This window comes from Pragia fontium (assembly GCF_900638655.1).
Lineage (GTDB): Bacteria > Pseudomonadota > Gammaproteobacteria > Enterobacterales > Enterobacteriaceae > Pragia > Pragia fontium.
Genome location: NZ_LR134531.1, coordinates 273,778 through 287,149, shown reverse-complemented (window position 1 = coordinate 287,149; position 13,372 = coordinate 273,778). Strand labels below are relative to the sequence as shown.

Sequence of the window (13,372 nt, the reverse complement as noted above, 5' to 3'; positions counted from 1 at the left end):
TACTCGGTTCCCTCTTTTAATTTACAACCTATTGCCAGATAAAAACCACACACCCCGCGGTCAGAATCCCCATCGATACGTTAAAGATCGCCCACGATTGGCGACTTCTCAATAAACGGCTAATCGCTGAACCAAAGCCCATCCAAACCAAGCCTGCCACTAAATTCACCATAAACATTGCGACGCTGATCGCGATCACCGAAGCGCTGTACATACTCCCGGCCAGACTGTAGCTGGCAATAGAACCCAACCCCATCAACCAAGCTTTAGGGTTTAACGCCTGCAATAACAATCCCTGATATAAACGAATCGGCTTAACCGAACCTTTATCCGTTTCCAGCTTTTCGTAACGGGAAGTGGCTATTTTCCACGCCAGCCAAATCAGGTACAGACTACCCAAAATCTTCAATATCAGATGCAAAGGAGGATAAGCAGTTATCAGTGTTCCAACTCCGGCGGCAACCAACAGTAGCAGGAGCTGCATTCCCATCATAATGCCGAACATCAGTGGCAGAGAACGAACAAAACCAAAGTTGGCGGTAGATGAAGTGAGTAACATATTATTTGGACCCGGCGTTACCGCCGCTATCCATAAAAACATCAACATTGAAAAAAACCAGCCTAACTCCATTTTGCGTAACCCTTCGCCTTCGCGAGATGTTTAGTCATTCCATTCAAGCTATCAGTGTGATATTGATCGCACAAGTCCCTTTGAGTGAATTTAATCAGTTATGGATGCACAATTTCAACCGATGCGTGGAACAGCTAATCCGCATATACAAACCCTTCTGCCACGTCTTATTCGCCGAAAAATAGAACAGCAGCCGGTCTGGCAGCGGCTTGATCTACCTGATGGTGACTTTGTCGATCTGGCCTGGAGCGAAGCGCCAGAAGGCGCTAAACATAAACCGCGTTTAGTTCTATTTCACGGTCTGGAAGGTAGCGTCAATAGTCCTTATGCTCATGGCTTAATGGACGTTTGCCGAAAAAATGGCTGGCTGGCGGTAGTCATGCATTTCCGCGGATGCAGCGGAGAACCTAACCGAAGCCCCCGCGCCTACCATTCAGGAGAAACAGGCGATAGCCGCTTTTTCCTTAACTGGCTGCACCAAACTTTAGGTCCCGCCCCTACCGCGGCAGTAGGTTACTCGCTTGGCGGCAATATGCTGGGATGCTATCTGGCTGAAGCCGGAGAAAATACGCTATTGCAAGCGGCGGTGATTGTCTCAGCCCCATTGATGCTCGGGCCTTGCTCCTACCGTTTGGAACAGGGACTGTCCCGAGTTTATAACCGTTATCTACTCAATGAGTTAAAACACAGTACTCAGCGTAAGTTGGATCGCTATCCTGACATCATGCCCTTACCCAATTTTTCACTAAAAAATATCCATTCCATTCGTGAATTTGATAACACCTTGACCGCCCCACTGCATGGCTTCAAAAATGCCGATGACTATTACCATCAGTGCAGTGCCTTACCCATGTTGCCTGCCATCCAAATCCCACTGCTGATTATTCACGCCAAAGACGACCCATTTATGGCGCCGGAGGTGATCCCCGATCTCAGCCAGCTGCCGGAAAATATTGAATACCAGCTAACGGAACATGGCGGACACGTTGGATTCGTCAGTGGAACCTGGAAAAAACCAAAAATGTGGTTGGAACAACGCATCCCTGAATGGCTGACCCCTTATCTGGAGAAAACAGCATGATCATCCCGTGGCAAGAACTGCCGCCAGAAACCTTAGAAAGTATTATCGAATCATTTGTTCTGCGTGAAGGGACCGACTATGGGGAGCAGGAGAAGACCTTACAACAAAAAGTGGATGATATTAAACGTCAGCTAAAAAGCGGAAAGTTAGTATTGATCTGGTCAGAACTGCATGAAACTATCAATATCATGTTAAAAGACCAGTTCAGCGATGGTGCTGAAGAACAGCCTTATCCGGATTTTAATTAGCCCGAAATTTTTGCTAATACCTTCCCGGCGCTGAACTATGCTCTACCCAATAACCATTAAAAAATAACAATGAAAATAAGGAATCAGGCCAATGTCAGCAAAGCATCCGATTATTGCGGTTACCGGCTCTAGCGGTGCCGGTACCACCACTACCAGTTTGGCTTTCCGGAAAATTTTCCAGCAGCTACAGCTCAATGCCGCCCGCATCGACGGCGATGCTTATCATCGATATACCCGCCCGGAAATGGATGCAGAAATCCGCAAAGCCAGAGAGCAAGGACGCCATATTAGCTATTTTGGCCCGGAAGCCAACGACTTTTCCCAATTGGAAAACAGCTTTATCGAATATGGTAAGACCGGTACTGGCCATACCCGAAAATATTTACATACCTACGATGAAGCGATGCCCTATAACCAATTACCGGGCAGCTTTACCCCTTGGCAGGCACTGCCAGAAGAAACCGACCTGCTATTTTATGAAGGACTGCATGGCGGTATTGTCACCGCTAAGCAAAATGTCGCACAGCACGTTGATCTGCTGGTTGGAGTTGTTCCTATCGTCAATTTGGAATGGATACAAAAACTGATTCGCGACACCGGTGAACGGGAACATTCCCGTGAGGCCGTTCTCGACTCCGTTGTACGTTCAATGGATGACTACATCAACTATATTACCCCTCAATTTTCCCGCACCCATATTAACTTTCAGCGAGTCCCCACCGTTGATACATCCGATCCCTTTTCGGCTAAGAGTATTCCAACCATGGATGAAAGCTTGGTGGTGATCCATTTTAGGGGATTAACCGGTATCGATTTCCCTTACTTGCTGGCGATGTTGCAGGGTTCATTTATCTCCCAAACCAATACGCTGGTGATCCCCGGCGGCAAGTTTGGGCTGGCCATGGAATTGATTATTACTCCGTTAATCCAGCAATTATTAGAAGGCCGGATATTAGAGTAAAAATATCGTGGGTAAAATGAGCAAACAACCAGTGATTACGCAGCTTAACCCTCATTTTAATAAGACAACACGAGACTCTTCGCTCAACCTGTGTTAAAACCATAAGTGTCAGGTACTATTAGGTAAAACAGGTTGTGTTCAGCCAGATGTAGGACAAATAGACAAACACCTCTATATTATTTTCTACATCGGCTATAATAGCGCTCACTAAGCAAATTATATGCTCCGGGGCGGGTAAGGTTTCCGGCAAGCTTCTCGCTTTGCTGTTTTTGGCAGTGACTACAAAGAGGATAACAACAAATGGTTCTCGGCAAACCGCAAACAGACCCTACTCTCGAATGGTTCTTATCTCATTGTCATATTCATAAATATCCATCTAAGAGCACACTGATTCATCAAGGTGAAAAAGCAGAAACGCTTTATTACATTGTGAAAGGGTCCGTAGCCGTTCTGATTAAGGATGAAGAAGGTAAGGAGATGATTCTCTCTTATCTGAATCAAGGGGACTTTATTGGTGAGCTTGGCCTTTTTGAAGAAGGTCAAGAGCGTACGGCTTGGGTTAGGGCGAAAACAGCATGTGAAGTTGCTGAAATTTCCTATAAGAAGTTTCGTCAACTGATTCAAGTTAACCCAGATATTTTAATGCGTTTGTCAGCCCAAATGGCCAGTCGTTTACAGGTAACGTCAGAGAAAGTGGGCAGTTTGGCTTTCCTTGATGTAACGGGTCGTATTGCACAAACGCTGTTGAATTTAGCCAAACAGCCTGATGCGATGACCCATCCGGATGGGATGCAAATTAAAATCACCCGTCAGGAAATTGGACAAATTGTTGGTTGTTCCCGTGAAACGGTAGGCCGTATCTTAAAAATGTTAGAAGATCAAAACCTGATCTCTGCACACGGTAAAACCATTGTTGTTTACGGGACTCGTTAAGTAACACACAAATCGACGGGTATGCTTGGACTTCATGGACAGCATGCCCGTTTTTCTTTCCCGGAAAACCTATGTGGCGACGAGTAATCTATCATCCAGAAATTAATTACGCTCTGCGCCAAACGCTGGTTCTCTGTCTACCTATTGCCCTCTTCTGGCTATTAAACGATTTACGCACCGGTTTTCTACTCTCTCTGGTACCGGCCTGCTGTAATATCGGCGGCTTAGATACCCCCCATAAACGCTTCTTTAAACGACTGGCCATTGGCGGAGCACTGTTTGTTCTCAGCAGCCTTTTACTGCAACAATTTCTTATCTGGTCGATACCGCTAGGCGTTTGCATGTTGATACTGGCTCTGCTGTTTGGCGTGACCGCAGAAATCAGCCCGTTACATGGGCGCTTAATGCCTGCTGCGCTGGTGGCAGGGATATTTACCCTCAGCATGGTTGATGTCCTACCAATCTGGTATGCCCCCATGTTGTTTATGATCGGCACCATCTGGTACGGCCTTTTCACCTATGTCTGGTTCAGGCTCTGGCAAGAGCAGCCAATGCGCGAGTCACTCAGTTTACTGTATCGCCAATTAGCTGATTATTTTGAAGAAAAATATAGCCTCCTCACTCAACACACCGACCCAGAAACCGCTCTGCCACCATTATTACAACGCCAACAGCAGGCCATGGACAGTATCTCGCTGGTCTATCAGCAAATATATATGATTACCGACCTGAAGCACCCACGCCATCAACGTTTGATGAGAGCTTTTCAGGTCGCTCTGGATTTACAGGAGCATATTACGGTCAGCCTGCACCAACCAGATGAGGTGCAAAAACTGGTTGAACAAAGCCATGCTGAAGCAGTTATTCGCCATAATGCTAAAATTATCAGTCATCGCTTACGGATTTTAGCCGATGATATTCTTTACCATCGTCGCCCCAGTCCCTTCAATATGGATCATGAGTTATCCGCACTGGAAAAAATTGCCAACCAACATCCTGATAATCCGGTTGGCGCCTTCTGTTATTATCACTTTAGTCGCATTGCCTATCTGCTGAGCAGCCAGCTACCGCTATATAACCGCAGTTTAATGCCTGCCCAAAACCGTTTACCTTTCTGGCGAGCATTAAAGAATTACTGCTCAATCAAATCGATTGCTTTACGAAACGCTGCACGCCTCGGGCTAACGTTAGCAGCAGGAACCGCTATCGGTAGCGTACTTAGCTTACCCAAACCTTATTGGATCCTTCTGACAATCATGTTAGTCAGCCAGAATGGTTATAACGCAACCCGCATCAGAATTCAGCACCGTGCCTTGGGAACCATGTTCGGCATTATCGTGGGCGCAGTCATTCTTCATTTGCATTACCCGCAAAATTACATGTTATTGCTGATGCTGTTGCTTACTCTGGTGTCCTATCTGATTGTGCGCAAAAATTACGGCATTGCGGTTATTGGCTTTACCATTACCGCGGTTTATACCCTGCAAATTATTGCTAATAGCGGTATGGAATTCCTGCTGCCGCGCCTGATTGATACCGTTATTGGTTGCGTTTTGGTATTTGCCAGTACCATCTGGTTATGGCCACAGTGGCAAAGCGGTCTGCTACGTAAAAATGCCCATGATGCCCTGGAAACTTATCAACAGCACCTTCGCCAGATGTTTAGCATGACCGATAATGCGCCTGAACTTTCCTATACTCGAATGAAGGTTAATCAGGCACACAATACGCTTTTCACTACCTTGAATCAGGCGATGCAGGAACCCGGTTTTAATTCCCGCTACTTAACGGATATGCGTCTGTGGATTACTCACAGCCAGTTTCTGGTTGAACATCTGAATGGCATGACGGTTATCGCCCGAGACCAATATGTCCTGATACCGGAACTATCCAAAACCTATCTAAACACCTGCGAAATTATGATTCAAAGCTGCCAGCAACGATTAGAGTATGATGGGCCGAGCAGTGATACCAGTATGCTACAGATTGTTGAACCCAATAGTGAGCTACCGGAAACCACCATGGAGCGGCATCTTGAGCGAGTATTGGCCCACTTAAAATCCATGCACACAATCTCTTCTCTGGCTTGGCAGCAGCGTCCGCATCATGGTATTTGGCTGAAACGCCGTTTACGCGATAAAAGTTAAGTCGATCGCTAAGGGGAAAACGGCTGATTTAACCAGCCGTTTTGAGGTTACGGATAAAGTCATTGAATATTCCCCGACGAATGAAGGGGATACTTTTAAATTTAACGGACGATTACTTCTTGGCTTCAACCATCTGCTTAACCGCTTTCTCAAAGCAATCCATTCCCTGTTGCAAATCCTTTTCTGGAATAACCAGCGAAGGGGCAAAGCGAATAACGCTAGGTCCGGCATTTAACAGCATCAATCCATTTTCCACCGACGCAGCAAGAAACTCTCTGGCCATACCCTGATAAGCAGGTTGTAGCTCCGCGCCGATTAATAAACCAAGACCACGAACGTCCGAGAAGACGTGGTAAATCTGATTAATCTCTTCTAATCGAGAGACAATATATTGATAGCGAGACTGCACACCCGCCAGCACTTCTGGCGTATTAATCACGTCAAAGGCCGCTTCGGCTACGGCACAGGCTAATGGATTCCCGCCATAGGTGGTACCGTGTACGCCGGGCTCCATCACTTGAGCCACTTCACTGGTCGTCAGCATCGCACTGATCGGGAAACCACCGCCTAACGCTTTAGCTGAGGTGAGAATATCTGGCGTAATACCGTATTGCATATAGGTAAACAATGAACCGGTTCTTCCCATCCCTGACTGCACTTCATCAAACACCAGCAAAGCATTGTATTGGTCGCACAGCTCTCTGACACCGCGTAAAAACTCGGCATCTACCGGAGTGATTCCCCCTTCGCCCTGTACCGGCTCCAGCACCACCGCACATGTATGATCATCGATCACCGCTTTAACTGCGTCTAAATCGTTAAACGGAATATGAACAATATCTGCCGGCTTAGGGCCAAAACCATCGGAATATTTAGGCTGCCCACCCACGGAGACGGTGAATAACGTACGGCCATGGAAAGCATTGTTAAAGGCTATAATCTTGGTTTTATAAGGACTGTAACGGGTAATAGCATAACGGCGAGCCAGCTTAAATGCGGCTTCATTGGCTTCTGCACCCGAATTAGCAAAAAATACCCGCTCGGCAAATGTCGCATCAATCAGTTTTTGAGCTAAACGCAAAGCAGGTTCATTGGTAAACAGATTACTGGTATGCCAGAGCAACTCACCCTGGGAATTCAGCGCTTTTACCAAAGCAGGATGACAGTGCCCGAGAGCAGTAACGGCAATACCACTGGAGAAATCGATAAACTCGTTTCCCTGCTGATCCCATACTTTGCTGCCTTTGCCTTTTACCGGTACAAATGCTGCCGGTGCATAAACTGGTAACATAACCTTCTCAAACGTATCGCGATTAACTGATGCTGCGCCACCCATACCATCCTGCCTTATTAAATTTCATCGTGAATCAAACAACACTACCAAAAATGAATATAAAATCAATTTATAAGGATAAAAATACAGATAAATTATTTTTAATATTTATAAATCAAATAACTAAATAAAAACAAAAAGACATCCTTAGCCATAAATATTCATTCCATGCATTTTCATTTATCGGTGATACCAATCACAGATCTAAAACTTTCTCACTAAACCACATCAAACATACTTGTATGGTAGTTAATCCAGAAGTATTTTGTGCTCACTTATCTATCAATCAGCGCCCACTTTTTACCCGTTAGGATGAATGCATTATGAAAATCGTAAAGGCTGAAGTATTTGTTACCTGTCCGGGACGTAACTTTGTTACCGTCAAAATTACCACTGATGAAGGGCTATACGGCATTGGTGATGCCACGCTTAATGGCCGAGAACTTTCTGTCGCCTCCTATCTTAAAGATCATCTATGTCCCCAACTGATTGGCCGCGATGCTCATCAGATCGAAGATATCTGGCAATTTTTCTATAAAGGTGCTTACTGGCGTCGCGGTCCGGTAACCATGTCAGCCATTTCCGCCATTGATATGGCGTTATGGGATATTAAAGGCAAGGCTGCCAATATGCCGCTTTACCAATTGCTGGGTGGCGCTTCGCGCACTGGCGTTATGGTGTATTGCCATACCACCGGTCGTACGATTGACGAAGTTCTGGAAGATTACGCCAAGCACCAAGAAATGGGCTTTAAAGCGATTCGAGTTCAGTGCGGCGTACCGGGAATGCAAACCACCTACGGTCTGAGCAAAGGCAAAAATCTGGCCTATGAGCCCGCCACTAAAGGTCACTACCCAGAAGAACAGCTGTGGTCGACTGAGAAATATCTGGATTTCACACCAAAGCTGTTTGAAGCGGTACGTAACAAATTCGGCTTTGAAGAACATCTGCTGCACGACATGCACCACCGCCTAACGCCAATTGAAGCCGCGCGCTTTGGTAAAAGTATTGAAGACTATCGCCTGTTCTGGATGGAAGATCCCACGCCGGCTGAAAATCAGGAAAGCTTCCGCCTGATTCGCCAACATACAGTGACGCCAATCGCTGTTGGCGAAGTATTTAACAGCATTTGGGACTGTAAACAGCTGATTGAAGAACAGCTTATCGACTATATCCGTACCACCATTACCCATGCTGGCGGTATTACCCATATGCGCCGTATTGCAGATTTCGCCTCCATGTATCAGGTTCGCACCGGTTCTCATGGCCCTTCCGACTTATCACCAATTTGTCACGCTGCTGCGCTGCACTTCGACCTTTGGGTGCCTAATTTCGGCGTTCAGGAATATATGGGGTACTCAGAGCAAATGCTGGAAGTCTTCCCACACAACTGGACATTTGACGATGGCTATATGCACCCAAGTGATAAACCCGGTCTGGGCATCGATTTTGACGAGAAACTGGCGGCGAAATATCCCTACGAAGCGGCCTATTTACCGGTTGCTCGCTTGACCGACGGCACACTATGGAATTGGTAATAAAGGAGAAAACAATGAAAAGCGTCGTTATTCAAGAACCCGAAAAATTAGTCATCGAAGAGCGCCCGATCCCCCAACCTCTGCCGGGTGAAGTCCGCTTACGAGTGGAAAGTGCCGGTATTTGCGGCTCAGACGTCCATATTTATCGCGGTCATAACCCTTTTGCTAAATATCCACGCGTTATTGGTCATGAATTCTTTGGTCGCATCGACGCCGTTGGCGAAGGCGTTGAATCATCGCGTATTGGTGAGCGTGTGGTTGGCGATCCCGTGGTCAGTTGCGGTCATTGTTATCCCTGTTCGGTAGGAAAACCTAACGTTTGTACTTCCTTGCAGGTTATCGGTGTGCATCGTGACGGGGGCTTCAGTGAATACATCACGCTACCGGCCAGAAATGCGCATGTCGTACCCGACAGCATTGCGGATCGGGAAGCAACCATGATTGAACCGTTTACCATTGCGGCCAATATCTGTAGTCAAATGAACCCCGGCCCACTGGACGTTGCGCTAGTTTATGGTGCTGGCCCAATGGGATTAACCACTATTCAGGCATTACGCGGCGTATACGGCGTAAAAGAGATTATTGTTGCCGACCGTCTTGATGAACGCCTGACAATGGCTAAAGAAAGCGGTGCCGACCGCATCATCAACAATACCGATATCGACTTAGCCAGCGAACTGTCCAAACTGGGTATTCGCCCGACGTTAATTGTTGATGCAGCATGCCACGTCTCTATCCTACCCGAAGCGATTGGTTTGGCCTCTCCCGCCGCGCGTATTGGCATTATGGGCTTCTCTTCTGAACCCTGCATGATTAGCCAGCAGGGTATCACCAGCAAAGAATTAACCATTTATAGCTCACGCCTGAACAGTAACCGTTTTCCGATGGTGATTGACTGGATGGTAAAAGGAAAGATCGCTCCAGAGAAACTGATTACTCACCAGTTCGACTACACGCACGTTATTAATGCCATGGAGATTTTTGAAAAAGACCCTAAGACCTGCTGCAAGGTTTTACTGAAATTTTAACCAATGACCTTTGTATCCGACCTTTTTCTGTAGATATAACAACAAACTGTAGAGAATAAAATATGAATAACAATATGGAACTCAAACAGAATACGCCAGAAAGAAGTACCACCGATCTCATTAAAGCCGCGGTATCCGGATGGCTGGGAACTGCTCTGGAATTTATGGATTTCCAGCTCTACTCTCTGGGTGCCGCTCTGGTTTTCCATGAAATATTCTTTCCGGAACAATCGGCGGCGATGGCCTTAATTCTGGCAATGGGAACCTACGGTGCCGGATATATTGCACGTATCGTGGGTGCTTTTATCTTCGGTAGAATGGGCGATACCATCGGCAGGAAAAAAGTGCTGTTTATCACCATCACTATGATGGGTATCTGTACTACGCTTATCGGCGTATTACCGACCTATGCCCAAATCGGTATTTTTGCGCCAATTTTGCTGGTTACTCTTCGTATTGTTCAGGGACTGGGTGCCGGTGCAGAAATCTCCGGTGCAGGTACCATGCTGGCTGAATATGCTCCCAAAGGTAAACGCGGGATCATCTCTTCTTTAGTCGCCATGGGAACCAACTGCGGAACCTTAAGCGCCACCGCTATCTGGGCAGTGATGTTCTTCTTTCTGGATAAAGAACAACTATTAGACTGGGGCTGGCGTATCCCGTTCTTATCCAGCGTCGTGGTGATGTTCTTTGCGGTCTGGTTAAGAATGAACCTTAAAGAAAGCCCGGTATTCGAACAAGTTAATGAAGCCACTGATAACAATACCTCCACGGCCAAAACAGACACCTCAGACAGCTCAATCTTTGCCATGTTTACCAGTAAATCTTTCTGGCTGGCAACAGGATTACGCTTTGGTCAGGCTGGTAACTCAGGGCTGATTCAAACCTTCCTTGCCGGTTATCTGGTACAAAGTTTACTGTTTGAAAAACGCATTCCAACCGATGCCCTGATGATCAGTTCGGTTATTGGCTTCCTGACAATACCGCTATTAGGCTGGATTTCAGACAAAATTGGCCGCCGACTGCCCTATATTGTTTTGAACATTGGTGCCATCATTTTAGCCTACCCGATGCTATCGATCATTGTTGATAAAAGTGGCGATGTTAACGTAATTATGGCCTGCCTTATCATCATTCATAATATTGCAGTATTAGGCCTGTTTGCCCTTGAAAACATCACCATGGCAGAGATTTTTGGCTCTCGAAATCGCTTCACCCGAATGGCGATTTCCAAAGAGACAGGTGGTCTGGTTGCCGTTGGCTTTGGTCCTGTACTGGCCGGTATCTTCTGTAATATGACCGATTCTTGGCTGCCAATCGTGGTTATGATCATCATCTATTCCGTCATCGGTTTAATCTCCGCCATCTGTATGCCGGAAGTTAAGGATCGTGACTTAAGCGATCCCAAAGATGCGGCAGAAGTTTAGTTAAATATGACTCAACAAACGTCTGAACTATTCTTACTCTAACTGGTTAATAGATAAAATGAATTTATCCAATAAAACGTTATCAAATCTTCCCCAAGACATCGTTATTCCGTCTTACGATAGAGAGAAGATTAAACCGCGCATTGTCCATTTGGGTTTTGGTGCTTTTCACCGGGCTCATCAGGCTATCTATGCCGATATTCTGGCAACCGAACACGGTAGCGACTGGGGCTACTGTGAAGTTAACCTGATTGGCGGTGAACAGCAGATTATCGACCTAAACTCACAGGATAAGCTTTATTCGGTAGCTGAAATGGCAGCCGAAGGCTGGTCCGGGCGCATCGTTGGTGTTATTCGTCGCGCCATTCACGGAGAAATTGATGGCATTGATAGCGTCTTAGACGCTATCGCCCAACCTGATACCGCCATTGTTTCCATCACCATCACCGAAAAAGGCTACGGTTACCAACCGGCGACCGGCAAACTGATTGAAGACCATCCGCTAATTCAGCATGACATTGCTAATCCAGCTACGCCGAAGTCAGCACCCGGCGTTATTGTTCAGGGCCTGCGCCTTCGTCGTGAGCGCGGCCTTCCGGCGCTCAGCGTGATGTCATGCGATAATATGCCGGAAAACGGTCACGTTACCCGCAATGTTATTTTAGGATTGGCTCGACGACAGGATGCACAGCTAGCGGATTGGATTGAAACTCACGTGAGTTTCCCATCCACGATGGTTGATCGCATTGTTCCGGCAGTCACGCCGGACACGTTGGAAAAAATCACTCAACAACTTGGCGGCATAAATGACCCGGCAGGCGTCGCCTGTGAACCTTTCCGCCAATGGGTTATCGAGGATAACTTCGTGAATGGCCGCCCCGAATGGGAAAAAGCCGGCGCAGAACTGGTACAGGATGTATTGCCTTTTGAAGAAATGAAATTGCGGATGCTCAATGGTAGCCACTCATTTTTAGCTTATCTTGGCTATTTAGCGGGCTACCAGCATATCAATGACTGTATGCAAGACAGCAACTATGTCGCGGCGGCTCGCCAATTGATGCTCAACGAACAGGCTCCTACCTTGCGTACCAAAGGAGTCGATCTAACCGCTTATGCTGATTCGCTGTTAAACCGCTATCGTAATACCGCGCTAAAACATCGCACTTGGCAAATAGCTATGGATGGAACACAAAAGTTACCTCAGCGGATGTTGGATTCCGTGCGTTACCATTTAGAGCACAATAGCAATTTTGCCTGCTTAGCTTTAGGTATCGCGGCGTGGATGCGCTATGTCGGCGGTGTTGACGAGCAAGGTCAGCCGATCGAAGTCAGCGATCCATTAATTGAGCAACTGAAAACGCTGGTTAGTCACAGTCAGCAAGGAGAGGAACGCGTAAACGCCCTGTTGTCTCTGGAAGTGGTGTTTGGTAAAACGCTGCCGCAAAATCCGCGCTTTGTTTCAGCCGTCACCGCAGCCTATCAAAATCTGTTAAAAAATGGTGCCCGTGAGACCGTTGCTCAACTAGCGCAAGGCTTCTAAACCAACAAATCGCGATACCCTGAACGAAAAAGTCCGGAACCCAATTCCGGACTTTTTATCGTTAAACGTCAATAACTGCTGAATAAAAACATCAATAAACCATCTCTTATGGCTCTGAAATAACTTATTTTATTTAATTTATTACTATTTAATAAATAGACTTAATGGTCAAAGCGCACGGAGAAAAATAACAAATTTAAAATATAATCATTATATGCTTATCATATTTAACGCGTATAACGTGATTAAGAAAGAAGTTATCCAATAAAGGAGGCTGCTATTTTATAGAAATATAGAAAATATCAATTATCACCTTAAGTTAAGGTATTTTCTGCAAAGCTGATATTTAATAGCCATCCTGATAACATGTGGATAAATAACGCTATTTCAAACAATACCATCACAAATTTCTTAATAAAAACCATTCCTCTATTTAATAGAATTTTTCAAATAACTGCGCTATCAGACAAGAATCTTAGCGAAAAATCTGCCAAAAGGCTCTATA

The 13,372-nt window shown here is 46.1% G+C and carries 11 protein-coding genes; 9 read left to right on the top strand and 2 right to left on the bottom strand.

Going from position 1 to position 13,372, the window contains the following annotated elements; genetic code table 11:
* Positions 1 to 28: 28 nt before the first annotated feature.
* Positions 29 to 631, bottom strand: coding sequence for a LysE family translocator (locus EL341_RS01115; protein ID WP_074824225.1), 603 nt, complete (start codon positions 629 to 631; stop codon positions 29 to 31).
* Positions 632 to 731: 100 nt separating this feature from the next.
* Here EL341_RS01115 and EL341_RS01110 point away from each other — a divergent pair, with 100 nt between their 5' ends.
* The 5 genes from EL341_RS01110 to EL341_RS01090 all read left to right on the top strand — a co-directional run bounded on the left by EL341_RS01110 (position 732) and on the right by EL341_RS01090 (position 6,001).
* Positions 732 to 1,712 carry a hydrolase gene (locus EL341_RS01110; protein WP_074824222.1) on the top strand — a complete coding sequence of 327 codons (981 nt, stop codon included), beginning with the start codon at positions 732 to 734 and terminating at the stop codon, positions 1,710 to 1,712.
* On the top strand, positions 1,709 to 1,960 hold the full coding sequence (locus tag EL341_RS01105; protein WP_047779672.1) for a YheU family protein: 252 nt from the start codon (positions 1,709 to 1,711) through the stop codon (positions 1,958 to 1,960). The genes EL341_RS01110 and EL341_RS01105 overlap by 4 nt, the downstream gene beginning before the upstream one ends.
* Before the next feature lie 91 nt (positions 1,961 to 2,051).
* Positions 2,052 to 2,921 (top strand): phosphoribulokinase, encoded by an 870-nt coding sequence (locus EL341_RS01100; protein ID WP_074824220.1) that lies wholly within the window; start codon positions 2,052 to 2,054, stop codon positions 2,919 to 2,921.
* Positions 2,922 to 3,221: 300 nt separating this feature from the next.
* The gene (gene crp, locus EL341_RS01095) at positions 3,222 to 3,854 is read left to right on the top strand and encodes a cAMP-activated global transcriptional regulator CRP (protein WP_047779670.1); all 633 of its coding nucleotides are present in this window, start codon (positions 3,222 to 3,224) and stop codon (positions 3,852 to 3,854) included.
* A gap of 71 nt (positions 3,855 to 3,925) precedes the next feature.
* On the top strand, positions 3,926 to 6,001 hold the full coding sequence (locus EL341_RS01090; RefSeq protein WP_074824218.1) for a YccS/YhfK family putative transporter: 2,076 nt from the start codon (positions 3,926 to 3,928) through the stop codon (positions 5,999 to 6,001).
* 112 nt (positions 6,002 to 6,113) lie between these two features.
* Here the strand turns inward: EL341_RS01090 and argD are convergent, their stop codons facing one another.
* Complete coding sequence (gene argD / locus EL341_RS01085) at positions 6,114 to 7,337, bottom strand: bifunctional acetylornithine/succinyldiaminopimelate transaminase (RefSeq protein WP_074824215.1); 1,224 nt, start codon at positions 7,335 to 7,337, stop codon at positions 6,114 to 6,116.
* A 320-nt stretch (positions 7,338 to 7,657) separates the two neighbouring features.
* On the opposite strand from argD, the gene manD reads away from it, so the two are divergent.
* From manD to EL341_RS01065, 4 genes are all read left to right on the top strand, one after another.
* Positions 7,658 to 8,872, top strand: coding sequence for a D-mannonate dehydratase ManD (manD, locus tag EL341_RS01080; RefSeq protein WP_047779667.1), 1,215 nt, complete (start codon positions 7,658 to 7,660; stop codon positions 8,870 to 8,872).
* Between the two features lie 14 nt (positions 8,873 to 8,886).
* Positions 8,887 to 9,900, top strand: coding sequence for a Zn-dependent oxidoreductase (locus EL341_RS01075; RefSeq protein ID WP_114986083.1), 1,014 nt, complete (start codon positions 8,887 to 8,889; stop codon positions 9,898 to 9,900).
* A 62-nt stretch (positions 9,901 to 9,962) separates the two neighbouring features.
* Positions 9,963 to 11,327, top strand: a complete 1,365-nt coding sequence (locus EL341_RS01070; RefSeq protein ID WP_269471916.1) for an MFS transporter — start codon at positions 9,963 to 9,965, stop codon at positions 11,325 to 11,327.
* Positions 11,328 to 11,385: 58 nt separating this feature from the next.
* Positions 11,386 to 12,867, top strand: coding sequence for a mannitol dehydrogenase family protein (locus EL341_RS01065; RefSeq protein WP_126466810.1), 1,482 nt, complete (start codon positions 11,386 to 11,388; stop codon positions 12,865 to 12,867).
* Positions 12,868 to 13,372 lie beyond the last annotated feature (505 nt).